Consider the following 25,519-nt stretch of genomic DNA (forward strand, 5'->3'; position numbering starts at 1 on the left):
CCCACCGGACTCCGGAAGCAGATCGCTCAGAGACGGGTGAGCGCTGTTCCCCACGTAACAGCCCCGCGCCGAGATGCGTGGACACCTCTGGATTAGAATGACGTTTTGCGATTCCGCGGAGCGTCGGCATTTTCTGGCGAGGTTTGCTCATGCGTGCATCACGGATTGGCCTAACTCTCCCCGCTCTCCCAGGCCTCACACGGACCCTTATTCTCGTCGCCGGATCGGCCGGCGCGCTCAGCGCGCCTGTGCAGAGCGCATCGGCACAGGACGTTCAGGCTGCGCTCGAGAAGGCGAACGCGTACATCGAGGTCGCCAAAAATACCGAGCGCGCCGTCGAGTCCTGGGACCGCTATGCGAGCTGGGTCAATATGAAGATCGGGCCGACCGGCAAGGAGCGCTACATCTCCTACGGCATGTACGATCTTTCCGATTTGGACGGCGCTTTGAAAGAGGCTCGCGCGGCAGCCGGTAAAGAACCCAGCACTCCGAAGCTCGACGCAGCCATGACGCGCTATATCGATGCCTATGAAGCATTGGCCCCGCTCATGAATAGGGCGAGCGCTTACTACGACCGCGAAGACTACAAGGACGACAAGGTCGTCGAGGGGCAGGCGCTGCACAAGCAGTTGGTTCCACTCGCCACGACCTTTCTCGCCGAACGCGACGCGATGATGCCTGAACTGCGCGCCTTCGCCCGTGATGTCGAGCAGCAAGAGGTCGCGGCGCGGGAGAAGCAACAGGGTCGCACGGCGGCCTGGCACGCCGGCAACGTCTTGCATCACGCCAATCGCGTGATCGATCTTTTTCCGCGACAGCGGCCACAGCCGATCGACAGCGACACTCTCGATGAGATGATCACGAATTTAGGGCCCAATTCGTCGGGCGAGGCGTTCGACCAGATCATTTCCGGAGTAGTCCCGCCAAAGGATGCCGTCATCGACGTGACGCGGTATGGCGAGGCGCTGGAGCACTATGCCAAGGCGGTCGAGGCGTTCGACGGCTTCTCAGGAGAGAGTCCCGAAGAGTTCGATGAACTGAAGCCCTTGCCGCGCAAGCTTCTGGTACTATTGCAAGACTTTTACGGGCCCCTCAAGCAGAGCGGTGGCCACGAGTTTGAGGGCGGTGGGCACAAGGTCGTCCAGATCACCGAGGTCTACTTCGAGTTGTTCAATGAGGGTAACGGGATCTGGGGCAGCCAGCTGAGGTTTCTGCCGTAGCCTGCACACTCATTCGGTGGAAGTTATCGACCCCTCATTGGCGGCTACCAAACGACACTTGCGAAACCATCCGAGGGTGATCGGCTTTTCGGTTCAGCGCTTTCCAGTTCCTTTGCGGATTCCCGGCAGGCGCGCCGCTTCAACGGCAAGATAATCGATCAGCAACCGCACGCGCGCCACGCTGGCGCGTTCCGGCACGATGAGCATGTTGAGGGGAGTGGTTGGAAGTGCGTACTTGGGCAACAGAACTTTTAGCTCGCCACTTGCAACCAGGTCATCGACAAGCCACCGATGCGCCGGGCCGATGCCCCGCCCGGCTTTGAAAGCTTCTCTTGCGGCTAGTCCGTGATCAATCCTCAGCTTGCCATTCACCTGAATGGAATGTCGGCGACCATCCGGCCCCTTAAGATCAAGCACGTCGCTTCCCGCAACATTCGACATGCGGATAACATCATGCGCCAAGACATCCTGCGGGCTGGACGGCCTGCCGTGAACGGTGAGATAGCTTGGCGCAGCGACGAGAAGGCGAGTGCTTTCGCCAAGATGATGCAGCTTATTGGAGCTGTCGACGAGCGGGCCGAGGCGGAGAGCAATATCGACGCCTTCCTTCACAAGATCGATCCGTTCATCCGTGAGGCTGAGGTCGATGCGGATGTCGGGATATTGCTCCTGAAACGCGAAGATCAGCCGCGCGATGTGCAGGACGCCTAGCGCTGCCGTGCAGGAGATACGGATCGTGCCAGCTGGCGCGCCGCGCGTTTCCCTCACCTCCTCGGTGGCCTTTTCGACAAGGCGCAGAATTTGGACACAGTGGGCGTAGTATCCGCGACCTTCGTCGGTCAGCGCAACGCGGCGAGTGGTTCTGCTAAGCAAAGGCGCGCCCACGGCTGCTTCTAGTTCGCGCAGATGACGGGTGACGGTCGATTGGCCCGTTCCCAGTTCACGCGCCACGGCCGACAGATTCCCCCGCTCCGCTACGCGGACGAAGGTTCGCATGCGTTCGAGTGAGATATCCGATCTATCCATTTTTCGGCAAAATCATATCCATTGCCCACGTGTATCGGAATATTTGGAGCCGAACTAGCTTGGAAATCGATGTCAGTTTCTACCGGACGATTTGCATGAAAGTTCTTCTCGTCTTCGCTCACCCCGAAAAGCAGTCTCTCGCAACATCGCTATGCACGGTCGCCGTCCGACAACTCGAAGCAGCGGGTCACGAGGTGCAGGTGTCCGATCTTTACGCCATGCATTGGAAATCCGAGGTCGATCGGTCCGACTTTCCGTCGCTGGCCCCGGACGCACGCCTGAAGGTCGCCAGCGCTTCCGGTGAAGCCTTTGCGGCCCATGCGCTTACCGAAGACGTGAAGGCCGAGCAGCAGAAGCTCCTATGGGCAGATGCGCTCATACTCCAGTTTCCGTTGTGGTGGTATTCGATGCCCGCCATCCTCAAAGGTTGGGTTGATCGCGTCTATGCTTATGGCTTTGCCTATGGCGTCGGTGAACACAGCGACAGGCATTGGGGAGACCGCTTCGGCGAAGGGAAATTTGCTGGCAAACGCGCCATGGTGATTGTCACCACGGGCGGCTGGGAGGAGCACTACTCTGCCTGCGGAATCAACGGGCCGATCGATGACCTGCTATTCCCGATCAACCACGGGATTCTCTATTATCCCGGCTTCGACGTCTTGCCGTCCTTTGTCGCTTATCGGGTGGATAGCCTCGATGCACAGAGCTTCGAAGTCGTGAGTTCGGCGCTGCGCGACAGGATGCGGACGTTGGAGACGACCGTTCCGATTGCCTATCGACGCCAAAATGGCGGGGACTACCTGATCCCAAGCCTGCAACTCCGTCCCGAGCTCCGGGACCCGAACGTATCCGGCTTCGCACAGCATTTGCGTGCTCTGACGGATGCGTCCAGCACCGAAAGATAATGCGCGACGTCCTGCAACGCGGCACCTGCCGCTTGAGGGCAATGGCTACCCGAGGGCGACGCCGCAGGCGGCAGGCCAGCCCAGGCCGGCGAGCGTTTCTCCACGCGGCTTGTATTCACAGCCGATCCAGCCTTCGTAGCCAGAGGCGTCGATGAGGCGGAAGATTTTCGTGTAGTCGATCTCGCGCGTGCTGGGCTCACCACGGTCGGGCGGATCGGCGCACTGGAAATGCCGCGCAAGGGGGCCGAACTCTGCGAGGGCAGCTTCCAAGCCGCCTTCCGAAACATGGCGGTGATAGAGATCGAATTGCAGGCCCAGGTTCGGCTCGGCCACCTCAGCGATCACGTCACGCGCATCGGCCGTACGGGTCAGGAAATAGTCCGGCATGTCGCGCGTGTTGATCGGCTCGATCAGGATGTCGATGCCGAGCGGGGCCGCCCAATCGGCGGCGAGCTTGAGGTTCGCAACATAGGCCTCGCGCGTCGCGCCATGTGTCACCAGCCCCGCCATGGCATGCAGGCGCGGGCAATCGAGCGCCTCGGCGTAAGTCAGCGCAAGATCGACTGCGGAGGCGAATTCATCCTCTCTGCCGGGGAGTGCCGCGAAACCGCGCTCGCCCTTGTCCCAATGGCCGGGCGGCAGATTGAACAGCACAAGCGAGAGCCCGTTGGCGTCAAGGCGCTCGCGGATGTCGCTCGCCGTGTCGGCGTAGGGGAACATGAACTCGACGCCCTTGAAACCGGCCTTGGCGGCGGCTTCGAACCGGTCGAGAAAGGGAAGGTCGGTGAACAGGAAGCTCAGGTTCGCTGCGAAGCGGGGCATGGTCGCACTACTCAATCGGGTCTCAACGGGGATCGGTCAATCGAAAGACGGGCGTGACTGACGCAGCTTCTTGACGCCACCGCGCTTCACCTTGCTGTCGACGCGGCGGGCCCGCGCCGCGCGGCTCGGCTTTGTGGCGACGCGCTTCTTCGGGACATGCAGCGCGCTGCGCACCAGTTCCGCGAGGCGCTCGCGGGCGTCGTCCCGGTTGCGCTCCTGGGTGCGAAAGCGGTCGGCCTTGATCACGAGCACACCGTCGTCGGTGATGCGGCGGCCGGCGAGGCGCACGAGGCGATCGCGTACGGCGAGCGGCAGGCTGCCCGAGTGGCGCACATCGAAACGCAGTTCGACCGCCGTCGAGACCTTGTTTACGTTCTGCCCACCGGGGCCGGAGGCGCGGACGAAGCGCTCTTCCAGCTCGCGGTCGTCGATCGACAGGTCGTCGGTTATTTCCAGCATGGTGAGATGGCTTCTCAAAGGGAGCGGTGCCAAAACCGGCCGCTTCGGTCTACCAGAGTTTCTGCTGCTGTGCAGGGGGAACGTCATGCCGGTCACATGCGGGCCTGGGTTGGGCCGCCTGTTCCAGCCGAAACTGACAAGCGGCCGCGGGTGGCTTTGTCATGAACGAACGACATTGGCACCCTTCGCACGGAGCTTTCCCCATGCTCGACACGTTCGATCTCATCATTAACGGCTTCGTGGCCGTGGTTCTGCTGCCCATCGTTCTGGGCTCGCTGTTCACCGGCTCGAAGCCTCCGGAGCACAGCTTTTTCAGCAAGTACTACCGCGCGGACAAGCATCTCATGCTGGTCAGCAACGTGTTCCTGCTCGCCCTTTGCGCGACCGCCGCCGTGAAACTGGCGCTGCATTTCGGCGTGATCGATGCCTCGCAAGAGGTGACGATTTCCAATTGGCTCAGCATTCCGTTCCTGAGCCTCCTGGTCCTCTTCCTAGCCATGCTGATCCGCGCCGTGCTGCGCGTGCGCCGTGGCGAAGCACGGTAGAGCGGGCCTGTTCTTCACTGAATGATCTAGGACACCAGGATCGTTTCAACGCAGGCGTCGGCGCCCTCCTGCCAAGGCGGCAAAGCAAGGCCGAATGCGCGCTCGAACTTCGCGCAATCGAGCGCTGAGTTGTGGGGGCGCGGCGCGGGGGTCGGATAGGCGGCGGTGGCGATGGGCTCGACCGGTGCGCTAGCCCGACCGAGCTTGCTGGCTTTCTCCAGGATCTCGCAGGCAAACCGATGCCAGGACGTGACGCCCGCGCCCGCCGCATGATAGGTGCCCCACATGCCATCTCCGAAGCGCCGTGACGTAATCTGGTGCGCAACGTCAAGGATGGCGGAGGCAAGATGCGGCGCGAAGGTCGGGTTGCCGTGCTGATCGCTGACGACGCGCAACGCTTCGCCTGACGCGGCCGCCCCCAGGATCTTGGTCGCAAAGTTCCGTCCGGTAGCGCTGAACACCCAGCCGGTGCGAATGATAACGTGGTGCGGATTGGCTTCGATCACCGCGCGTTCGCCCTCGAGCTTCGAGCGCCCATAGACGGTTTGCGGGTTCGGCGCATCGCTCTCGGAATAGGGCGCCTCCTTCGCGCCATCGAATACGTAGTGGGTCGAGAGATGGATGACCGGCACGTTGCGGCGCGCGGCGGCGCGCGCGAGAAGCCTCGCGCCATCCTGATTGAGCGCGAACGCGCCGTCAGGGTCGGTCTCGGCCTGGTCAACGGCCGTATAGGCGGCGGTGTTGATGACGATATCCGGCGAGAGATCGCCGAACGCACGCTCAACCGAGCGGGGGTCGCGCACGTCGAGCGCCGGGCGCCCGGCGGCGAGCGCCTTGACATGGGGCGAGGACGGCGCGGCTTCGATCAAGGCGCGGGCAACCTGTCCGTGCCATCCGGCAATCAATAGTCGCATGACTTCCAGAAGCCTCAGCATGACGGCGACGTGATGGCATTCTAGAGCGTTTGCAGATCCGATTGAAACTCGGGTTGCACTTCTATCGAATTTTCTTAAGTCGAACCGGCGTCCGAAAGGCGAAGCTCGAGCGCCGCGAGCGTCGAACGCGCGCCGTCGATATCTTTCCGGGCGAGGCCCTTGGCGATCTTCTCCGCCCACGGGCGCTGCCGCCTCATCGCGGACGCGTAGGCCGCTTTTCCGTGCGGCGTCAGCAGTACCAGCTTGGCGCGCTGATGGTGAGGATTGCTGCCGAACGCGACGAACCCGTCGTTCGCCATCTCATTCACCAGCCTTTGCACCGCTTGCCGCGTGAGGCCCATATTGCGGGCGATGTGGGCGACGGGAAGCGGCGCAGGCGACATGGCGATCGCGCCGAGCACCTGCCATCGCGCGCTCGTCAACCCGAGGTCTGAAACCAAGCCGTCGCCGACCGCGAGCAAGCTGCCGTTCACGCGAAAAATCTGGAGGATCAGCGCGGTCATCGCATCCGCGGTGGAGATGTCTGGCTCTGATGTCATTTGACAAACAGTAGTCGTCTCGACAATATATTGTCAATATTGCAATGCGTGGAGATGCGTATCATGTTGATCGGTCAGCTTGCGCTGGTGCTCGCCGCCGCGTTTGCAGATGCAGCGTTCTACATCAACTTTTCCGAGCAGCCGGCCCGGCTCAAGCTCGACGACAGGGGCCTGCTCGCACAATGGAAACCGAGCTATGCGCGCGGTTTCGCGATGCAGGCGAGCCTCGCGGTTGTTTCAGGTGTTCTTGGAGCGCTTGCGGCCTGGCAGAGCGGCGATTGGCGCTGGATGGTCGGGGCCGTGCTGATCCTGGCGAACTGGCCCTATACGCTCATCGGCATCATGCCGACGAATGGCGTGCTGAATGGCATCCCAGAAAACGAGGCTGGCAGCGCCTCACGCGGCCTGATCGAGAAATGGGGACGGCTGCATGCTGTGCGCACCGCACTCGGCGTGGCCGCTACGATCGCCTATCTCTGGGCGATGAACTGAGGTCCGCTCGTTCTCATGCCGCTGCCGGCATGACCGACGTTTGCCGACCTGCTTCAGCCGTAGACAGCCAGTCTGACAGTGTTGTTGCCGTCAGAAACCATGCCCGGAGCGGCTTGCGGCTCGCGTACGATGCGCGGCTGCATCTGGAGCGTGCCGGCAAGTGCGCTCCCGATGACGCTCTGGTCGATCCCATATTCCAGGCTCTCGTGTGCGAGATCGTGGGCATACTTCAAAAGTGCCTCGTGGATCACGCCGTTGAAAGCCTCAACGAATGCGGCGCGGGCGCGGCTGCTCGCGACAAAGCTGTCCGAGGCTGAAAGATCGATCGTGTACTCCGATCCGGAGAGGCGCGTGGTGCCAAGGATCAGATTGCGGACAGCGCGCAACTCACGCTCGTACTCGAACGCAAGGTCCTTTTTCATCGCCATAAAGACAGCAAGCTTGCCCATTGGAAGTCCCCGAGTTTTCTGCTCCCGTATGCAGAACCCTCAGGTTATTCGCTTTATAAGAGGTTAACGACGTGGGCGGATTAAACTTTTTCTCTTATGAATCCGCTGTTTATTAAACGATATCATTCATGGCGCAGCGCTTCGATGGGGTCCAGGCGGGCCGCCCGCCGAGCCGGGAAGTAGCCGAACACGACGCCGACGAGGGCCGCGAACGCGAATGCCAGGATAACAATCCCGGAACTGACGATGAACGGCACGCCCAGCGCCGTCGTCGCCAGAAACGCGAGGCCGAGCCCCAGCAACACGCCGATGATGCCGCCGAATATCGACAGCGAAACGGCCTCGATCAGGAATTGCATCAGCACCTGGCTTTCGAGCGCCCCGATCGCGAGGCGAATGCCGATCTCGCGCGTCCGCTCCGTGACAGAAACCAGCATGATGTTCATGATGCCGATGCCGCCGACCAGGAGCGAGACCGCGGCGACCGCGCCAAGGAGGCCGGTCAGCATGGCCGTCGTGCCCGCCGTCGCCTGCATGATCTGCTTCATGTCGTGAACCGAGAAATCATCCTCCTTGCCGGGGGCGATCTTACGGCGCTCGCGGAGCAGCCATTCGATGTCGCGCTGAATCTTTGCGGTTTCGCCGCCGTTGCGCGCGGATACGAAGATGCGGCTGATGTTGGTGTTGCCGGCCAGGCGACGGTGCAGCGTGCGGATCGGCATGACGATGGTATCGTCCTGGTCGCTGCCGAAGCTCGACTGCCCCTTGGCCTCGAGGATGCCGATCACCTCGCACGAGACGCTGCCGACGCGGATGCTTTTTCCGACCGAGGCCTCGCGGCCGAACAGCTTCGAGCGGACCGTCTCACCGATGATGCAAGCTGCGCGGCCACCGCGCATCTCGCTATCCAGGAAGGTGCGCCCGGCGCTCAGCCCCCAATCCTGAGTGATGAAATAGTCGTTGCTGGTGCCGAGGACAGTGGTGCTGCGGTTCTCGGTTCCGTAGATCACCGTCGCCGTCTTCTGCGCGAGAGGCGCGACGGCGCGGGCGCCGAGGAGCTGCGATTTCATCGCCTCCACGTCGCGATAGTTGAAGGGCTTGGCTTCCGAGCTGGCGCGGCCGGGTCCGAACTGGCCCGGATTGACCGACAGGAGGTTGGTGCCGAGCTTGGCGAGGTCGGCGGTTACTTTGGCGGTGGTGCCGTTGCCGATGGTCACCATGGCGATAACAGCCCCTACGCCGATGACGATGCCGAGAACGGTCAGGACAGAGCGCAGCGCATTGCGGCTGATGGCCTGAACGGCGAGCTTCACCGTTTCGAAAAACATCAAGCCGCCTCCCGGTTCAGGACGTCGCTTTCGATATTGCCGTCGACGAAGCGGATGACGCGACGTGCATAGGCTGCGATGTCCGCTTCGTGCGTGACCATGACGACGGATATGCCCTGATCGCGGTTGAGGCTGGTGATCAGCTCCATAATCTCGCGGCTGGTCTTGGTATCGAGGTTTCCGGTCGGCTCGTCGGCGAGCAGCACACGCGGGTTCGTCACGATGGCGCGCGCGATGGCGACGCGCTGCTGCTGACCGCCCGACAGCTCCGACGAGCCATGATCGACACGCCCGCCAAGCCCCACGCGCTCCAATGCCTTGATGGCGAGCTTGCGACGCTCGGCGGGCTGGAGGCCGCGATAGATCAGAGGCAACTCGACGTTCTCGACCGCCGTCGTGCGCGGCAGAAGGTTGAAGCCCTGGAACACGAAGCCGAGGAAGTGGCGTCTGAGCCGCGTGCGCTGGTTGCGCGACAAAGCGCCGGTATCAACGCCCTGAAACAGATATTGTCCGGACGTCGGGACATCGAGACACCCGACGATATTCATCGTCGTCGACTTGCCGGAACCGGACGGGCCCATGATCGCTACGAACTCGCCCTGCTCGATAACGAGATCAACCCCTGCCAACGCGTGCACAGTCGCGTCGCCCCGCCCGTAGCTCTTGGTGACGGCGCGAAACTCGATCAGCGGCGTGCGCGGCATGGCCTTTTGCATCGGAAGATCCCGTCACTGAGCCGCTGTCGTCTCGTCGACGACGATGGCATCGCCGTCCTTCAGCTCGCCGCCCACGATGGCGGTCAGCTTGCCGTCGCTCGCGCCAATCTCGACGGGAACCGATTGCGGCGCCCCGTCGCGCAGCAGCCAGATGGTGCGTTGCGAACCGGTTTCCTGGCGTGCACTCGGCGCGCGGAAACGCGGCGGACCCGGCATCAACCGGCGCAACAGGCTCGGCTGCTCGGCTGGCGCGGCGCTCGCCTGCGGCGCGTAGCGAAGGGCCGCATTCGGAACCAAAAGCGTGTCCTTGACCTCGGTCACCGTGATTTCCGCCGTGGCGGTCATACCGGGCCGAAGCAGCAGCTCCGAGTTGTCGACGCCGAGGATCGCCTTGTAGGTGACGACGCCGGAAACCACCTCGGACGCAAACCGCAAGTCCTGGATCGCGGCGGGGAACTTGCGCTCCGGGAACGCATCGACGCCGAATTCGGCAGTCTGGCCGATCTTGACCTTGCCGACATCCGCCTCGTCCACGTCGACCTGAAGCTCCATCTTGGTGAGGTCTTCGGCGATCGAGAATAGGACAGGGGCCTGAAGAGACGAGGCCACTGTCTGGCCCGGCTCGACGGCTCGCGACAGCACCACGCCGCGAATGGGCGAGACGATCTGCGCCTTCGAATAGTTGGTTTCGTTGAGCTTGAGATCGGCCTGGGATACGCCCAGATCGGCGCGCGCGCTGTCGGCGCCGGCCAACGCCCGATCATAAGCCGCCTGCGCGGTATCAAGATCCTGGAGAGAGGTGAAGCTTTTGGTGGCGAGCGCCTTCTTGCGTTCGAGATCGGCCTTCTTCTCGACAACCGTGGCTTCGGCGTCGCGGATCTTGGCTTCGCTGGCCACCACCTTGGCGCGCGAGCTGTCGAGCGTGGCCTTGAGCTTGTCTGGATCGAGCTCGACCAGAAGATCACCGACCTCGACCTTCGAGTTGTAGTCGACGAGGACGCGGCGCACCGTGCCGGACAGCTCGCTCGAGATATCGACCTGGTTTGTCGGCTGGACCGATCCCGTTGCTGTGACGAGCACCGTCAGGTTGCCGCGTGTCGCGGGCTGGGTGATGTAGCGCGTGTGCTCGCCCGAACCTGAAGACATCAGATACCAAGCGGCGAGCAGCACAACGAGAACGCCCGTGCCGCCCCAGATCCACGGTCCGCGCGATTTCGGTTCTGCTTCGAGCCCTAAGGCGTCCGAGAGGGCATCCCCGCCAGATTCCACGCTGCGTGACGGCGTCTTCGCCGCGGCGGTGTCTTGCCGTGAAATCGCGGCTGAAGCCGAGTTCATGCGTTTACCCTGATTTTCATGCCGGCACGTTGCGCGCGCCAGCAACCCCGTCGATCGGTGCGGCTTCGAAAGACGTTTCCGTTGGTCGAAACCCACGCCCCGATACATGCCTATTCAACGGCCGGGAGCCCCTTGATCCGTCGCGCGCGCGTGCTCATCACGAACGCGCATTTCTCCTGCTTCTACAGGCAAATGCGCCATCTTTTGTGATGCTGAAACACTTCTTTACACGATGCGACAAACCGTGACGGAAGCACCGCCCGATTCAGGCGCGACCTTTCCACCAAGCCGTCCTATCGCGGATGATCTCGCGGGCGGCATTGTGGCCCGGAACGCCAGTAACGCCCCCGCCAGGGTGGGCGCCTGACGCGCAAAGATAGAGGCCCGGTAGCGGCATCCGATAATCGGCATGGCCGAGCGTGGGACGCAGGGAGAACAGTTGGTCGAGGCTCAAGGCGCCGTGGAAGATGTCGCCGTCGATCAGCCCGAAGCGCTGTTCGAGATCAAGCGGCGAGAGGGTCTGACGGGCGAGCACGCTGGCCTTGAAGTTCGGAGCGCAGCGCGTCACCGTTTCGATGACGAGATCTGCGAATGCCTCCTTTTCCTTGGGGTCGGCCCAGGAGCGCGGCGCCGGCAAGTGCGGGGCCACGTGCTGCACGAAGAGGCTCGCCACGTGCCGGCCCTTCGGAGCCAGCGTTTCGTCCAGCATCGACGGAATCAGAATTTCGACGACCGGCTCTTTCGACCAGCCGTCGCTTCGCGCATCGAGGTAAGCGCGTTCGAGATAGTCGAGGGTGGGGCCGATCACGATGCCGGACGCCAGATGATCGGTGCCATCGCGGTTCGGCTTGGAGGTGAAGTCCGGCAATTCTGAAAGTGCCACATTCATGCGGAACGTGCCGGAGCCCGATTTCAAGTTTGCAAGCCGCGTGTGAAGGGCGCTGTCGATGGCGCCTGCAGGCACCAGGCTCGAGAACAGGAGCTTCGGCGGAACGGCTGCAGCGACCGCACGGGCCTGCACCACCTCGCCGGATGCGAGCACCACGCCGGACGCGCGCCCGTTCGCAACCGCAACCTCGCGTACCTCTACATTATTGCGAATCTCGACGCCCTTCTCGCGGGCCGCGCCGGCGATAGCGGCGGTGATCGCACCCATGCCGCCGATCGCGTGCCCCCAGACGCCCGGCTTTCCGTTCACCTCGCCGAAGCAGTGGTGGAGCAGCACGTAAGCGGTTCCGGGCGTGGACGGCGCCGCGTAGGTGCCGACGATGCCGTCGAACGCGAAGGCGGCCTTGACCGTCTCGTTCTCGAACCAGCGCGAGAGGAAGTCGGTGGCGCTTTCGGTGAAGAGCGCGGCGAGATCGCGCTGCGTTTCGAGCGGCAGCTTCATCACGGATCGCGAGAGGCGCGCGCCTTTCCAAAGTTCCAGCAGACCGCCGCCCGCATTCGGCGGGGTTTCGAGAATAAGCTGTTTCAGAACGGCGGCAGCGCGATCGAGCGCGGCGTCGTACTCTGGAAGACGCGCGGCGTCACGCTCGGAGAATGCCGCGATGGCGCGCTGGCGTGCGGGCAGGCCATACGGCATGACGAGGGCGCGTCTCTCGTCGACGGGCCAGAAGTTGGCGACGGGCCGCTCGACGATTTTCAGTCCGTGGCGATGCAGCTCCAGCTCACGGATGATCTTCGGGTTGAGCAGGCTCACCGTGTAGGCCGCGACCGAGTTGCGGAAGCCGGGGTGGAATTCCTCGGTGTAGGCTGCGCCGCCGACGTGCGCGTTCTTCTCCAGCACCACGACCTTGAGGCCTGCGGCTGCGAGATAGGCAGCGGCGGTGAGACCGTTATGCCCGGCCCCTATGATCGCGACGTCATACACGCTCGGCGGTCCTCTCGAAGGCAGATGTCGCCAAGAGGACTACAACCGGCTCAGCCCCACGTACAGCGCAGTTCGCTGCAAGTCCGGCTGCGCGTGCCGCCGATGCTGCAGTTGGTCCGCACGGTCCGGCAGACGCGGCACGTGTAGGACGAAAGGCAGCCCCGGTAGCTGCCGCCTTTCTGGAACTGACACGTGACGATGGTCTGGCAATCGCGGCCGGGGTTGATCGTACCGCCGGGTCCTTCCTGGGCCAGGCTTGAGCCGGCAAGCAGCAGGGTTGCGCCGATGAGGAGCGCCAAGCCCGTGGTGGCATTACGCATATTCGCCATGGCAGTTGCCTCATGGCTGTTTCATCCACGCCGCCAACTTTCTGCCACTTTTCCGGATCCGGCAACGAACTATCGGCGCAAGGTTAAGGACGGCCGCCGGAGTGCGCTTGCCTTGGACCTTAAACATATCCGATATATGCGTTTTTCCAGATTGCATCGCGGAGAGGCGCACATGAATTTTCCCCGTTTGCTTGGTTTGGCGATCGGCATCCTTGTCATGCCCGGGCTGCTCCTGACCGCCCCCGCGCAAGCCGAAGAAAGCTCCTCTCTCACCGAGAAAATGAATGCCTATGTCGGGTGCCTCAACCGCCTTTCGGAGCGGGCCTACGATTCCCGGGAGCGCTACTTCAGCTGGGTCGGCAAGAAAGGCCCGACCGGCAAAGAGCGGATCATCTACGGCACCTACACCATCTACGACACCGCCGATTGCAAGAGCGGCGTCGAGGCGGCGAATACGCTCGAGCCGCGCAACGCCGAACTCGAAGCGGCCGCTTCGGCGTATGTGGAAGCCGTGGTGGCGCTGGAGCCGCTCCTGAAGGATGCGGACGACTACTATTCCCAGGAGAATTACAAAGACGACAAGATGGCCAAGGGCAAAGCGCTGCATCCTCAGCTGGTGTCCGCCTGGACCGCGTTTGCGGACGCCGACACCAAACTTCGGGCCGGCATCGACGTCGTGCAGGACATGCTGGCCGCCGAAGCGCTTGCCGAGATCGAAAGCACCGAGGGCCGCAAGGGGCGCTATCATATCCAGGCGCTGATGATGCACGCCAAGCGTTTGATGCGGGCACAAAGCGCGGACAAGACCGATCTCGCCAAGATCACCCAGACGCTCGGAGAGTACGAGACCACGACCAAAGCAACCGAAGCGTACGCCGACGCCAACAAAGACAGCAAAATCGGATCAAGCTTTGTGAATGCCGCGAAGTCGTACCTGGTCACCGCGAAGCAGCTGATGCGCCGCGTGCGCGACAAGGTGCCTTACGACACCGGCGAACAGATGATCCTCAATTCCGGCGGCGGCGCATGGATGGTCGAGGGCTCACCGGCCCGGCTCATGCACGACTACAACCAGCTCGTCGAAAGCTACAATCGCGGCGCAAGCTTCTGACGCTGCGCCGCGGAGAGACATGACGAGGACCGTTGCTGCTGCCTACTCGGCTGCCAGCTTCTTGTCGGGCTGGACCAACGACATGTAGTCGTTGAGCAGCGTTTCCGTGATGTGGGCCGGCTTGAACTTGAAGTCGCCGATCTCGGAAACCGGCGTCACCTCGGCAGCGGTGCCGGTGATGAAGCATTCCGAGAACGAGGACAGCTCGTCCGGCAGGATCGCGCGCTCGCGGACCTCGAAGCCACGCTTCTTCGCAAGCGCGATGACGGTGCGGCGGGTGATGCCGTCCAGGAAGCAATCGGCTTCCGGCGTGTGGATGACGCCATCCTTGACGAAGAAGATGTTGGCGCCGGTGCACTCGGCAACGCGGCCGCGATAGTCGAGCATCAGCGCATCGGCGTACCCGGCGCGCTCGGCGCGGTGCTTCTCGACGGTGCAGATCATGTAGAGGCCGGCGGCCTTGGCCTTGGTCGGCGCGGTGGCCGGATCGGGGCGGCGATACTTGGCAAAGCCGATGCGGATACCCTTAAGGCGCTGCTCCATCGGGAAGTAGGAGCCCCAATCCCAGGCGGCGATCGCCAGGTGGATCTTGGTCTGCTGCGCCGAGACGCCCATTTGCTCGCTGCCGCGCCAGGCAATCGGGCGCACATAGCAATTGACGAGCTTGTTGGCGGCAATCGTATCACGGCAGGCCTGGTCGATCTCGGCCACGCTTTGGGTGATTTCGAACTCGAGGATGCGGGCGCTCTCGACGAGGCGCTCGGAATGCTCGGTCAGCTTGAAGATCTCGCCGCCGTAGGCGCGTTCGCCCTCGAACACCGCGCTGCCGTAATGGAGTGCGTGGGTGAGAATATGGATATTCGCTTCCCGCCAAGGGACAAGCTTGCCATCCAGCCAGATCAAACCGTCGCGATCGTGGTAGGGAACGATCTCAGCCATGGTGAGGTCCTATTCGGCTCCGCAGTTGGGGTCGGCAATCGGCTTGTTCCGGGCGCCCGTTCAACTTACGAGCTTGCCGGACAAGTCCTGTCACGTCTCGTTCGCAATCCGCGTCGAGGGTCGCAGAATACGGAGCCTTCAACCCCGTTCCGGCACGTGACGGCCGCTTGAAAATGCTTGCCAGGAGTAGCAATGAGCTTCAAATATGTCAACATGGCTGACATAACTCGCGCTCCCTCAGGAAACCGGCCCCAAGGTCCGACGCGTGACGAAACGCTCGGCGAGGCCGCCAACGAGAGCGAACGGCGCAATCTCATCGCCCACGTCGAGCTTTTTTTCTTCGCCTACCGCGATTTCACGGGCGACCCGGACGCCGTGCTGAGCCAATACGGCTTCGGGCGCGCGCACCATCGCGTTCTTCATTTCGTCCACCGCAACCCCGGCCTCAGAGTTGCCAACCTTCTCGAGATCCTAAAGATTACCAAGCAGTCGCTCGCGCGCGTGCTGAAGCAGCTCATCGGGGAGGGCTTCATCACGCAGAAGGCGGGAGCAGAAGACCGCAGAGAGAGATTGCTCTACGCTACACTCAAGGGGGCGCGGCTGGCCGACAGGCTGACTACCCTGCAGGTGGCCCGCATCGAGGCTGCGCTCGCGGCAGCAGGCCCCGAAGCGCAGGCCGCGACCAAGACGTTTTTGCTCGCCATGATTTCCGAAGAAGACCGCGCGCAAGTCGAAGCCTTGGTCCGCGTCGCGGAGGCAAGCGAAAAGCCCAGCGAGGAGGATCGCTCATGACCTCGTTATCCGATCGACGCGCGGAACCGCTGCCGGATGACGCGCCGCACGTGCTGATCGTCGACGACGACCACAAGATCCGGGATCTGCTCGCGCGCTATCTCTATACGCAGGGCTTTCGCGTGACGACGGCGCAGGATGCCGAAACGGCGCAGGCCTCGTTGCGGGGGCTCGATTTCGATATCGTGCTGCTCGACGTCATGATGCCCGGCATCAGCGGCCTCGACCTCGCGCGCCAAATCAAAAGCGAGCGCGACATTCCGATCTGCATGCTGACGGCGCGCGCCGAAGCCGAGCATCGCATCGAAGGGCTCGAGATCGGCGTTGACGATTACGTTCCGAAGCCGTTCGAGCCGCGCGAGCTGCTGCTCAGGCTGCGCAACATCCTGAAGCGCGGACAAAGCACACAGACGCCTGCGCCGCCGCAATCGGACGAGGTGCGGATGGGAACGCTGGTGTTCCACATCGCGCGCGGCGAGCTCAAGCGCAACAACGAGACCGTGAAACTCACCGAACGCGAGCGCGACCTGCTGCGCCAGTTCGCGCAGAAGCAGGGAACACCGATCCAGCGGTACGAGCTGGCTACCGACGAGACGACGGGCAACGATCGCGCAATCGACGTCCAGATCAACCGCCTGCGCCGCAAAATCGAAACCGATCCCTCGAACCCGGTCTATCTCCAGACCGTGCGCGGCAAGGGCTACATCCTTTATACGGACTAGGTCGTGGACCTTTCAGGCCCTTTCAACACGGCATCCGGCCACGCCAGCAAAGCGCTTCGATGGCTCACCGAGAGAAGCGCGCCGGCTCTTTCGTATCTCAAGGCCTTTCATCAAGGTTTTGTCGGCCTTCTCGCGGAGTTGATGCCGAAGGGCCTTTACGCACGTGCGCTCATCATCATCATTGCGCCGATCGTCGTGCTCGAAGGCGTGATCGCTTTCGTGTTCATGGAGCGGCACTGGCAGAACGTAACGCGGCGCCTCTCCGAGACCACGGCCCGGGACATCGCCGCGCTGATCGATATCTATGAGGGCTCGCCGCCCGGGAAGTACGACGACATCATCCGCATCGCCCGCGACCGGCTCAATCTTTCGATGCAGATCCTGCCACCCGGCGATCTGCCGGAAGCGCGGCAGAAGCCGTTCTTCGATCTGCTCGATCGCGCGCTTTCGAAAGAGATTTCGCGACAGGTCCAGCGGCCGTTCTGGATCGACACGGTCGGGCAATCTCGGCACGTGGAAATCCGCGTGCAACACGCCGATTCCATCCTTCGCTTCCTGGCGATTCGAACCCAGACCTACGCCTCCAACTCGCACATCTTCCTGCTGTGGATGGTGGGCTCGTCGGTGATCCTGCTCACGGTCGCGATCCTGTTCCTGCGCAACCAGATCCGGCCGATCCTGCGGTTGTCCGAAGCCGTGGACGCCTTCGGCAAGGGGCGTCCGGTGCCGGAAGATTTCCAGCCGCGCGGCGCCCGTGAAGTGCGCCAGGCCGCGGCGGCGTTCCTCGAAATGCGCAACCGCATTCGTCAGCACGTGGAGCAGCGCACGACGATGCTGGCCGGCGTCAGCCACGATCTCCGCACCGTGCTCACGCGCTTCAAGCTCGAGCTTGCGTTCATGGGCGAAGGCCCCGACGTGCAATCGCTCAAGGCCGACGTCGACGAGATGCAGCACATGCTCGAGGACTACCTCGCGTTTGCGCGCGGCGACGGCGGCGAGGAAGCAACTCCGACCAACCTTACCGAGCTGCTCGAAGATATTTTGGAGGAGTCGCAGGTCTACGGCACCTCCATCGAACTCAAGCTGCGCAAGCGCCGTGGCGACGTGATCCTGCCGCTCAAGCGGCAAGCCTTCAAACGGGCAATCACCAATCTGGTGTCGAACGCGGTGCGGTATGGCGACCAGATCGTGATCCGCGCCGCGACCGAAGGCCAATGGCTGCGGATCGAAGTGGACGACAACGGGCCCGGCATCCCGGCCTCCGAGCGCGCCAACGTATTCAAGCCGTTTTATCGGATTGATCGGTCGCGCAACCAGGATGACGGCAACAGCGGCCTTGGCCTCGCCATCGCGCGCGACATCGCGAAAAGCCACGGCGGCGACATCACGCTCGGCGAAAGCTCGATGGGCGGGCTTCGGGCGATCATCTCGGTTCCGCTCTAGGCGGCGCGTGCTTCACCAAAGCATGCAAGCGCTGTAGACTTGCGTGGCGGCCGTCGCCGCTCACGGACGCACGCCGGATGGACCAGGAAGACCTTTTTCGCCGCCTCGCCGTCGCGCTCGCCATCGGGTTGCTGGTCGGACTGGAGCGCGGCTGGCAAACCCGGACCGAGGCCGATCACCAGCGCACCGCTGGGCTGCGCACCTTCGCGCTGACGGGACTTATGGGCGGCATCTGCGGGCTGCTCTCGGTCGCAAGCTCGCCGATCGTGCTTGCGACCGGTTTGCTGGCCCTGACCGGCGCGCTCGCATCATTCAGCTTTCTCGAAGCGACCACGGAGAAAAACTTCAGCGTCACCGGCGTGGTGGCGGGCATGCTGACTTTCCTGCTCGGTGCCTACGCTGTGCTCGGCAATGAAACGGTGGCTGTGGCGGCTGCCGTCGCGATGGCCATCCTGCTGGCGTTGCGCGAGACGTTGCACACCTGGGTTCGAAACCTGACGTGGCCCGAAATGCGCAGCGTTCTGATGCTGCTCGCCATGTCGTTCCTGCTGCTGCCGATCCTTCCCAACCGGACGATCGATCCGTGGGAGGTGCTCAATCCCGCCGAAATCTGGCTGCTCGCGGTGTTGATCGCGGCGATTTCGTTTGCGGGCTACGTTGCCATCCGCATTCTCGGTGACCGCAAGGGCGTGGCGGTCGCCGCCGTCGCCGGGGGCCTCACTTCCTCGACCGCGACCACGCTCTCGTTCGCGCGCCTCGCCCGAGATCATCCGGAAAGCAGCAAACTGCTGGCGGGCGGCGTGCTGCTGGCCGGTGCCACGATGCTGGCGCGCATCCTGGTGCTGGCAGGCCTCATCAAACCGGCGCTGCTCGCGCATCTGCTCTGGCCTGTTGCGGCCGCCGGAGTTGTGCTGCTCGGAAGCGCCGCCTTCTTCCTGCGGGCAGAGACGAACGGCACCGCGCAGCAATCATCCTTGCAGCTTCGAAATCCGTTCGACCTCGGCACCGTGCTGAAGCTCGCGGGCCTGATTGCCGTGATCATGGTGGTGGCCAAGGTCATGGCGGATCAGGCCAGCACCGCTGGCCTCTATCTGCTCGCGGCCATCTCCGGGATCGCCGACGTCGATGCCTTGACGCTGTCGATGGCGCGCTTTGCCGGCGCGCAGGTTGGCCTCGCGGAAGCCGGCAACGCGATCCTCGTGGCTGCGGGCGTTAACACCCTGGTCAAGGCGGGGATGGCGGCCACGGTCGGCGGACGCCAGCTGGGCACCCTAGTCGGAGGCGTGAGCGCGGCGTCTCTTGCTGCGTTGGCTGCGCTTGTGGGCCTGCGCTAACGCGAAGCGGCCTTACCCGACGCGCCCGTCACTCCGTTGATTTGCCTCGGGGTTTGAGCCTTTACCCGCTCACGGGATGGTGAATTTCGTTACCGCGCGCTCTTCTGTAACGTTATTTCATGCCGTTCCCCAGCGCGGAGCGCTCCCCAATTCGACATTTCGAGAGGAGAGGTTTCATGACCTCAAAGACCGCCGTGAAAACCGCACTTATCGCCGCAATTCTCGGGGCATTTACGCTTCCGGCGATGGCCGCCGAGCCGGTTTCGCATGACGTGCCGGACGTCGCGCCCTGCACCAAGACCGTCAACGCGATGGGCGCCAGCATGGGCCATACGCCCGACGTCGCGCCAGACGGGCGCCCGATCTATCGCTTCGTGCTCCGGACCAACGGGCTCGACTACGACGTGGTTTGCGACGCGAAAACCGGCGTGGTTGGCGATGTGTCTCCGCGCACGACACATTGACGGCTGCCCGGCAACAGCGCGATCTCCACCTAAAATCCGATATATTTCAGCGCGCTACGGAAACGTGGCGCGCTTTCCTTTTGCTCAGTCCGGCCAAATCCGCGGCTACACAACTGCGTGATTGGGAAAAATGCCGCGTTGCACGAACTGTTACAGTATAGCATAACTTGCCTTGTGAGGCTGATGCTGCACTTGCAGCGGCGTCGATGCCCAAACACCCGGAAGGCGGGACCGCCACCCGCTTTACGGCTTGGCACTCAATGAGGGCGTGCGCGACCTGACAAGCTATCCTCCTTGCTCCGTTAGGTCCCCGCTACATCGATGCCAGAACGAAACCCGGTCGCCGGAGCGCTTTGCTCAACCGGGTCTCTAAGAGGTCACGTAGCCGCGGGCGTGTGCGATCTGACACGCCATGATCAGTTCGCCAGCTCGCGGCTGCGACCTTCTCCCGCCAAAACAGCCTTCGTCAAAAGCTCCGAGAGGCCATCCTCGCCCATCAGCACGGCTAGCGCCGCGGCTGTGGTTCCGCCCGGCGACGTCACGTTCTGGCGCAATACGCTCGCGTCCGCTTCCGACCTGTGAAGCAATTCTCCCGCGCCCGACACCGTCGCGCGCGCCAGCTGACGCGCGAGCGCAGCATCGAGCCCAGCCGCAACGGCGGCTTTCTCCAGGCATTCCGCGAGCAGGAACACATAGGCCGGTCCCGAGCCCGACACAGCTGTTACGGCGTCCATCAGGGCTTCGTCGTGCACCCAGGCAACCTCGCCGACCGCGGCCATCAAGGCCTCGCAAAGCGCACGCTGCACCGGCGTTACATGAGCATTTGCGGCGCAGACCGTGATGCCGCGCCCAATGGCGGCCGGCGTGTTCGGCATGGCGCGCACGACGGCGACGCCCTTGGCGAGATACTTCTCAAATCCCTTGAGGGTGCGGCCGGCGGCGATCGAGATGGTGAGCGTCTCAGGGCCCGCGAGGGCGGCGACAGGCGGGAACACCTTGTCCATCACCTGCGGCTTGACGGCGACCAGGATCACGCCGGGCGGTTCCGGGAGCGCGTCAATGCCGGGGACGGCTTCGATGCCGTGTCTGGCGAGAAGAGCGGCCACCTCGGCCGGCGGACCTGGATCCTGGACGCGAATGCGCTGCGGATCGAGACCACGCGCGATCAATCCCTCGATGAGGGCACCGCCCATTTTGCCTGCTCCGACAAGAAGGAGCGGGCCCTTGAATGTAAATGCCATTTTTTCCACCGGATCGCAGAGGTCCCCGCAGAGACCTGATGCGATTCCGGTCTGTGGCGGGTCAGGCCTGGCCCTCGGTCTGGAACATGGTCGAGACAAGAGCTTCCCGGCTCTCCTTACCCGCCCAGACGACGAACTGGAAGGCCTGATAGTAGCGTTCGCAGGCCTCGAGCGCGGCCTTCAGGATGGCTTCGCACTGCCCCGGCGTTACCGCAGCGCCATTGAGCAGCATCGCATGGCGGAACATCACCAAGCCTTCCTGCGTCCAGAGATCGAAATGGCCGAGCCAGAGCTGCTCGTTGATCTGTGCGATCAGGCGGTACATTTCGTTTAAGCGGTTCTCGGGCACGCGAAAATCGAAGGCGCAGGCCAGATGGAGGGCTTCGAGGTCGTCACGCCAGTTGAGCGAGACGTGATAGTCGGTCCAGTTGCCGCCGACGACCAGGGTGAGTTCGTCGTCGCCGGTGCGATCGGTCGCCCAATCATAAGTGACGGCTAGCTGCTCCACGAGATCGATCGGGTGGATCACACGCTGCTTGCCGTGTTCGGACGATGCCATTCTGGCTCCTTAAAACCTGCTCGGAGGTACCTTGCCTGCGACGAAGTCGCCTGCGGTACTTGTCGTTGTCGACACTCGATGCTGGGCGGATGACGGGATTGCGGCAAAACGAAACTTGTCCTCGGATGCTTCCGCTTTTCAACAAATGGCGGAAACGTCCTAAGCCCTGGTGATCCCCCTCCTCGATCATCCTCTTCGTCTGTCGGCGTGCGCCGGAACGAAGCACTTTTGTTGCCGCAGACGAAAACAGAGGGGAGCGCGAGTCGCAAGCCGATGGCTCGCTTGTCCACGAGCAATGTGGGCCAATTCGTGTCAAAACGATGCAAACGCAGCGTTTGCGCAACTCGCTGAAGACAAATGTCGAAAACGCCCGCTTCCGATGTGGAAACGTCTTCGTTGCACTCGACAAAAACACGCGAAGCAGGGGTGGAGAACGGACGAAGTCGCCTTAGGGTCCGTACTCCATTTGGATGAGCGTACGGACGCTAGCGCGGCGTGCCGCCTTCCAACGCGGCGATGCGCGCTTCGAGCGACGCGATGAGAGCGGCCAAGCGCTCGTTCTCGCCACGGGCCTTCTCGGCCATCGCCTTCGCCGCCTCGAACTCCTCGCGCTTCACGACGTCCATGTTTTCCAGAATGCGCTCGGCCTGGGCACGCATGACCCCCTCCACCTCGCGGCGGACCCCTTGGGCCGCTCCTGCGGCGTCCGTCATCAGCTTCGCGACTTCATCGAGCAGGCGGTTCGAGGTCTGGGTCATCCGTCATTCCTTTGTGCTTACCGCGCGCATCCGGACCAGGAGTGCTCTCGTTCCGCGCAGGCGGCGCGGCCTGGGCCACGCTTCTCTGTCATGTGGTGGAACTATGGTGGCTCGCCGGCCTCGGATCAAGCGGGGCACGGAGGCGCGGGGTCCGGCGCTTGACTTGCCTCATCTTACCCGGCAGCGTCCGCCCCGAAATGAGGCCGCCGGCAGGGGGCTGCGCGGCAATGGAGGCGAGTGTCACTGTCGCCTGCCAGTTGCCCGCTGCCTGTTGCCCCTAAATTCGTCCAGGCAAGAGCCATGATCCCTGTCGCCATTCCTTTTCCTGATTTCGATCCCGTCGCGCTGTCGGTCGGGCCGTTGAGCATCAAGTGGTATGGCCTCGCCTACCTGGTCGGGCTCATTCTCGGGTGGATCTATATCCGCCGTCTGCTGCGCCAGCCGCAGCTCTGGAAGAACGGCGTGCCGCCGTTCAGCGTGCAAAAGGTCGACGACCTGCTGCTCTATATCACCCTCGGCGTCGTGCTAGGCGGCAGGCTCGGGTACGTGTTTCTCTATGAACCGAGCGCCTATCTCGCGTCTCCACTCGACATCTTCGCGGTGTGGAAAGGTGGCATGAGCTTCCACGGCGCCTTCGTCGGATGTGCGCTCGCGATGTGGCTATTCGCGTACAACCACGGTGTCAGCCTGCTCAGCACGACCGATCTCGTGACGGCGGCGGTGCCAATCGGATTGTTCTTCGGGCGGCTCGCCAACTTCATCAACGGGGAGCTGTTCGGACGCATTACCGACGTGCCATGGGGCATGATCTTTCCGCACGCGCGCGCGCTTCACCCCGACGTCGAACCCGCCACACGCCATCCGAGCCAGCTCTATGAAGCCGCCCTCGAGGGGCTGGTGCTGTTCATAATCCTGCGCATTCTCACCCATTGGTTCGGTGCGCTGAAATCTCCTGGCCTGGTGACGGGCGTATTTCTCACGGGCTATGCGCTCGGGCGCTCGTTCTCGGAAGTGTTCCGCGAGCCGCACGCGGTGCACTTCTTCAATATCGGGCCGTTCACGGCGGGGCAGGTCTATTCGCTGCCGATGCTGCTCGGCGGGCTCTACCTCATCTGGCTCGCACGCCAGCAGGCCGCTGCCGCCAGACCATGACGACCGAAAGCGGGGGACGCCCCGCAGACACCCCCCTCGCGGCAAAACTCAAGGACCGCATTCGCCGCGACGGGCCGATCAGCGTCGCAGACTATATGTCGGCCTGCCTCGACGATCCCGAGCACGGCTACTATCGCCGGCAAACGGCTATCGGGGCGGCCGGGGATTTCGTGACGGCGCCGGAGATCAGCCAGACGTTCGGCGAATTGATCGGGCTCTGGTGCGCCGTCGTCTGGCAGCAAATGGGCTCGCCGGCCGCGCTCAACTTGGTGGAGCTCGGGCCGGGGCGCGGAACGCTGATGCACGACGCGCTGCGCGCAAGCCGTATCGTGCCGGGCTTTCGCGAGGCGCTCACCATCCATCTGGTCGACAGCAACGCGACGCTGCGAGATCTCCAGCGGACGACGCTAGCCGACTGTGGCGTGCCGGTTCAGTTTCGCGACCACGTGCCGGATGCGCTGCCGCCCCATCCGACGATCGTGATCGCCAACGAGTTTCTCGATACGCTGCCGATCGAGCAGTTCGAATTTTCAGGCTCGGCGTGGCACCGCCGACTGGTCGGGCTTGTCGACGGAGATCAGCTGCGCTTCGAAACCGACAGTACGCCGAGCGCCGCGCCACCTTCTCTGCCCCTGGCCCTTGCGGCGCGCTCGGGAGACATTCTCGAAACCTGCGGCGGGCATCGAGCCCTCGCGGACACGCTTCTGAAGCTGCGCGCGGAGCCGGCTCCACTCGCGGCGCTCTTCATCGACTACGGTCATGCGGCAACCGGCTTCGGCGACACCCTGCAGGGCGTTGCGGACCAGAAGCACGTCTCGCCATTCCACAGGCCGGGAGAAACGGATCTCTCGGCGCAGGTCGACTTTCAGAGCTTCACGGAAGCCTGCCGAGCTTCGGGGCTCGCAACCGACGGCCCGCTGCCGCAGGGCGAATTCCTCGGGCGGCTCGGCATCATCGAACGCGCCTCGCGGCTGATGGCGGCCAATCCGGCCAAAGCAGGCGCAATCGAGGCGGGCGTCGCGCGGCTGCTGGCTCCGAACGGCATGGGCTCCCGCTTCCTGGCGCTCGGCGTGCGTTCGGCGGACGTTGCGCCATTGCCGGGTTTTGCTTGAGGCTGGACGCCAGGCTCACCGGTAGGCTGTTCATGTTCAATGTTCTAAGGTCACGCGTCCGCAACCTTCCAAGCAAAGCGAGCCCATGCTGAGCCCTCTCGAAGCCGATAGCCTCTCCATCCTGCCCGGTATCCGCCATGGCTTCTTCACCCGGCAAGGGGGCACGTCGCGCGGGCTCTATGCGAGCCTCAACTGCGGCGCGGGATCGAAAGACAATGCGGTGTCTGTGATCGAGAACCGCACGCGCGTCGCCGAGCGTCTCGGCAGCTTTCAAGACGATGTTCAGACGATTTACCAAATCCATAGCGCGGAGGCTCTTGCCGTCGACCAACTGGTCGATCGCGAGGCCCTGCCGAAGGGCGATGCCCTGGTCACCAAGACACGCGGGCTCGCGATCGGCATCCTTACGGCCGACTGCGCCCCGGTCCTGTTCGCGGATGCGGAAGCAAAGGTGGTGGGGGCGGCGCACGCCGGATGGCGGGGCGCGCTCGGTGGTGTGCTCGAAGCGACGATAACCGCCATGGAAGGGCTCGGCGCGGAGCGATCACGGATTTTCGCGGCGCTCGGACCGACAATCGGCCCCAAGTCCTACGAAGTAGGCCCTGAGTTCGTCGCCGCATTCGAGGCCGTCGATGCCGGCAACGCACGCTTCTTTACCATACCCAAGGGGCGGTCCACGCCGCACTTCGATCTGCCGTCCTATGTCATGCACCGACTCGGGCAGCTCAACCTCAGGCATACCGAGCGGCAAGCCCCCTGCACCTATGAGAACGAATCGATGTTCTTTAGCTTTCGGCGTGCAACGCATCGAAAAGAAGCCGATTACGGACGCCAAATCTCCGCCATTGTTGTGGCCTAACTGCAAAATCCACAATCTCGTTGTGGATGTTGCGGATAGAATTAGCCACGACGCGCTTTT

General features: G+C 63.2%; 28 protein-coding genes. 13 read left to right on the plus strand and 15 right to left on the minus strand.

Annotated elements, in window-relative coordinates; genetic code table 11:
• Window positions 1–149 precede the first annotated feature (149 nt).
• Window positions 150–1,220: a DUF3829 domain-containing protein gene (locus RCO24_RS06170; protein WP_308960688.1), complete on the plus strand. Its 1,071-nt coding sequence runs from the start codon at window positions 150–152 to the stop codon at window positions 1,218–1,220.
• Window positions 1,221–1,313: 93 nt separating this feature from the next.
• Here RCO24_RS06170 and RCO24_RS06175 read toward each other — a convergent pair whose 3' ends face one another.
• On the minus strand, window positions 1,314–2,246 hold the full coding sequence (locus RCO24_RS06175; protein ID WP_308960690.1) for a LysR family transcriptional regulator: 933 nt from the start codon (window positions 2,244–2,246) through the stop codon (window positions 1,314–1,316).
• Window positions 2,247–2,341: 95 nt separating this feature from the next.
• Here RCO24_RS06175 and RCO24_RS06180 point away from each other — a divergent pair, with 95 nt between their 5' ends.
• On the plus strand, window positions 2,342–3,151 hold the full coding sequence (locus RCO24_RS06180) for an NAD(P)H-dependent oxidoreductase (protein ID WP_308960907.1): 810 nt from the start codon (window positions 2,342–2,344) through the stop codon (window positions 3,149–3,151).
• Between the two features lie 45 nt (window positions 3,152–3,196).
• On the opposite strand, the gene otnI is transcribed toward RCO24_RS06180, so the two are convergent.
• Window positions 3,197–3,973 carry a 2-oxo-tetronate isomerase gene (otnI, locus tag RCO24_RS06185; RefSeq protein WP_308960692.1) on the minus strand — a complete coding sequence of 259 codons (777 nt, stop codon included), beginning with the start codon at window positions 3,971–3,973 and terminating at the stop codon, window positions 3,197–3,199.
• Between the two features lie 36 nt (window positions 3,974–4,009).
• A complete protein-coding gene (gene arfB, locus RCO24_RS06190; RefSeq protein WP_308960694.1) occupies window positions 4,010–4,432 on the minus strand; it encodes an alternative ribosome rescue aminoacyl-tRNA hydrolase ArfB in 423 nt (140 codons plus the stop codon).
• 203 nt (window positions 4,433–4,635) lie between these two features.
• Here arfB and RCO24_RS06195 point away from each other — a divergent pair, with 203 nt between their 5' ends.
• Window positions 4,636–4,977, plus strand: coding sequence for a hypothetical protein (locus tag RCO24_RS06195; RefSeq protein WP_308960696.1), 342 nt, complete (start codon window positions 4,636–4,638; stop codon window positions 4,975–4,977).
• Between the two features lie 26 nt (window positions 4,978–5,003).
• On the opposite strand, the gene rfbD is transcribed toward RCO24_RS06195, so the two are convergent.
• Together rfbD and RCO24_RS06205 are read right to left on the minus strand one after the other, a co-directional pair.
• Window positions 5,004–5,891 (minus strand): dTDP-4-dehydrorhamnose reductase, encoded by an 888-nt coding sequence (gene rfbD, locus RCO24_RS06200; RefSeq protein WP_308960698.1) that lies wholly within the window; start codon window positions 5,889–5,891, stop codon window positions 5,004–5,006.
• A gap of 95 nt (window positions 5,892–5,986) precedes the next feature.
• Window positions 5,987–6,451 (minus strand): MarR family transcriptional regulator, encoded by a 465-nt coding sequence (locus tag RCO24_RS06205; protein ID WP_308960700.1) that lies wholly within the window; start codon window positions 6,449–6,451, stop codon window positions 5,987–5,989.
• Between the two features lie 63 nt (window positions 6,452–6,514).
• Between RCO24_RS06205 and RCO24_RS06210 the strand changes: the two genes are divergently transcribed.
• Window positions 6,515–6,943 (plus strand): DUF1772 domain-containing protein, encoded by a 429-nt coding sequence (locus RCO24_RS06210; protein ID WP_308960702.1) that lies wholly within the window; start codon window positions 6,515–6,517, stop codon window positions 6,941–6,943.
• Window positions 6,944–6,996: 53 nt separating this feature from the next.
• Here RCO24_RS06210 and RCO24_RS06215 read toward each other — a convergent pair whose 3' ends face one another.
• From RCO24_RS06215 to RCO24_RS06240, 6 genes are all read right to left on the minus strand, one after another.
• Window positions 6,997–7,392, minus strand: coding sequence for a hypothetical protein (locus RCO24_RS06215; protein ID WP_308960703.1), 396 nt, complete (start codon window positions 7,390–7,392; stop codon window positions 6,997–6,999).
• Between the two features lie 122 nt (window positions 7,393–7,514).
• A complete protein-coding gene (locus RCO24_RS06220) occupies window positions 7,515–8,720 on the minus strand; it encodes an ABC transporter permease (RefSeq protein WP_308960704.1) in 1,206 nt (401 codons plus the stop codon).
• Window positions 8,720–9,424: an ABC transporter ATP-binding protein gene (locus RCO24_RS06225; RefSeq protein ID WP_308960908.1), complete on the minus strand. Its 705-nt coding sequence runs from the start codon at window positions 9,422–9,424 to the stop codon at window positions 8,720–8,722. The genes RCO24_RS06220 and RCO24_RS06225 overlap by 1 nt, the downstream gene beginning before the upstream one ends.
• A gap of 24 nt (window positions 9,425–9,448) precedes the next feature.
• Window positions 9,449–10,771 (minus strand): efflux RND transporter periplasmic adaptor subunit, encoded by a 1,323-nt coding sequence (locus tag RCO24_RS06230; protein WP_308960706.1) that lies wholly within the window; start codon window positions 10,769–10,771, stop codon window positions 9,449–9,451.
• A 265-nt stretch (window positions 10,772–11,036) separates the two neighbouring features.
• Entirely contained in the window at window positions 11,037–12,644 is a 1,608-nt protein-coding gene (locus RCO24_RS06235; protein WP_308960708.1) for an NAD(P)/FAD-dependent oxidoreductase, read from the minus strand.
• Window positions 12,645–12,694: 50 nt separating this feature from the next.
• Window positions 12,695–12,973, minus strand: coding sequence for a hypothetical protein (locus RCO24_RS06240; protein WP_308960710.1), 279 nt, complete (start codon window positions 12,971–12,973; stop codon window positions 12,695–12,697).
• A 172-nt stretch (window positions 12,974–13,145) separates the two neighbouring features.
• On the opposite strand from RCO24_RS06240, the gene RCO24_RS06245 reads away from it, so the two are divergent.
• Window positions 13,146–14,084, plus strand: a complete 939-nt coding sequence (locus tag RCO24_RS06245) for a YiiG family protein (protein ID WP_374990914.1) — start codon at window positions 13,146–13,148, stop codon at window positions 14,082–14,084.
• A 42-nt stretch (window positions 14,085–14,126) separates the two neighbouring features.
• Here RCO24_RS06245 and RCO24_RS06250 read toward each other — a convergent pair whose 3' ends face one another.
• Window positions 14,127–15,023, minus strand: coding sequence for a branched-chain amino acid aminotransferase (locus tag RCO24_RS06250; protein WP_308960711.1), 897 nt, complete (start codon window positions 15,021–15,023; stop codon window positions 14,127–14,129).
• A gap of 192 nt (window positions 15,024–15,215) precedes the next feature.
• Here RCO24_RS06250 and RCO24_RS06255 point away from each other — a divergent pair, with 192 nt between their 5' ends.
• The 5 genes from RCO24_RS06255 (at window position 15,216) to RCO24_RS06275 (ending at window position 19,778) form a co-directional block, all read left to right on the plus strand.
• The gene (locus tag RCO24_RS06255) at window positions 15,216–15,815 is read left to right on the plus strand and encodes a MarR family transcriptional regulator (protein ID WP_308960713.1); all 600 of its coding nucleotides are present in this window, start codon (window positions 15,216–15,218) and stop codon (window positions 15,813–15,815) included.
• Window positions 15,812–16,537, plus strand: a complete 726-nt coding sequence (locus tag RCO24_RS06260) for a response regulator transcription factor (protein ID WP_308960714.1) — start codon at window positions 15,812–15,814, stop codon at window positions 16,535–16,537. Before RCO24_RS06255 ends, RCO24_RS06260 begins: the two co-directional genes overlap by 4 nt.
• A 3-nt stretch (window positions 16,538–16,540) precedes the next feature.
• A complete protein-coding gene (locus RCO24_RS06265) occupies window positions 16,541–17,980 on the plus strand; it encodes an ATP-binding protein (protein ID WP_308960715.1) in 1,440 nt (479 codons plus the stop codon).
• Window positions 17,981–18,057: 77 nt separating this feature from the next.
• The gene (locus tag RCO24_RS06270; protein WP_308960717.1) at window positions 18,058–19,314 is read left to right on the plus strand and encodes a DUF4010 domain-containing protein; all 1,257 of its coding nucleotides are present in this window, start codon (window positions 18,058–18,060) and stop codon (window positions 19,312–19,314) included.
• Window positions 19,315–19,490: 176 nt separating this feature from the next.
• Entirely contained in the window at window positions 19,491–19,778 is a 288-nt protein-coding gene (locus tag RCO24_RS06275) for a hypothetical protein (protein ID WP_308960718.1), read from the plus strand.
• Between the two features lie 416 nt (window positions 19,779–20,194).
• Here the strand turns inward: RCO24_RS06275 and proC are convergent, their stop codons facing one another.
• From proC to RCO24_RS06290, 3 genes are all read right to left on the minus strand, one after another.
• Window positions 20,195–21,019, minus strand: coding sequence for a pyrroline-5-carboxylate reductase (proC, locus tag RCO24_RS06280; protein ID WP_308960720.1), 825 nt, complete (start codon window positions 21,017–21,019; stop codon window positions 20,195–20,197).
• A gap of 61 nt (window positions 21,020–21,080) precedes the next feature.
• Window positions 21,081–21,578 (minus strand): YbjN domain-containing protein, encoded by a 498-nt coding sequence (locus tag RCO24_RS06285; RefSeq protein ID WP_308960721.1) that lies wholly within the window; start codon window positions 21,576–21,578, stop codon window positions 21,081–21,083.
• 485 nt (window positions 21,579–22,063) lie between these two features.
• Window positions 22,064–22,336, minus strand: a complete 273-nt coding sequence (locus RCO24_RS06290; protein WP_308960722.1) for an accessory factor UbiK family protein — start codon at window positions 22,334–22,336, stop codon at window positions 22,064–22,066.
• Between the two features lie 300 nt (window positions 22,337–22,636).
• Between RCO24_RS06290 and lgt the strand changes: the two genes are divergently transcribed.
• The 3 genes from lgt to pgeF all read left to right on the plus strand — a co-directional run bounded on the left by lgt (window position 22,637) and on the right by pgeF (window position 25,459).
• Complete coding sequence (gene lgt / locus RCO24_RS06295; RefSeq protein WP_308960724.1) at window positions 22,637–23,488, plus strand: prolipoprotein diacylglyceryl transferase; 852 nt, start codon at window positions 22,637–22,639, stop codon at window positions 23,486–23,488.
• Window positions 23,485–24,600, plus strand: a complete 1,116-nt coding sequence (locus RCO24_RS06300; RefSeq protein WP_308960725.1) for an SAM-dependent methyltransferase — start codon at window positions 23,485–23,487, stop codon at window positions 24,598–24,600. The genes lgt and RCO24_RS06300 overlap by 4 nt, the downstream gene beginning before the upstream one ends.
• An 85-nt stretch (window positions 24,601–24,685) precedes the next feature.
• Window positions 24,686–25,459: a peptidoglycan editing factor PgeF gene (gene pgeF, locus RCO24_RS06305; protein ID WP_308960726.1), complete on the plus strand. Its 774-nt coding sequence runs from the start codon at window positions 24,686–24,688 to the stop codon at window positions 25,457–25,459.
• Window positions 25,460–25,519: the final 60 nt, after the last annotated feature.

It is taken from the genome of Hyphomicrobium sp. LHD-15, from assembly GCF_031157355.1.
Taxonomy (GTDB): Bacteria; Pseudomonadota; Alphaproteobacteria; order Rhizobiales; family Hyphomicrobiaceae; genus Hyphomicrobium_C.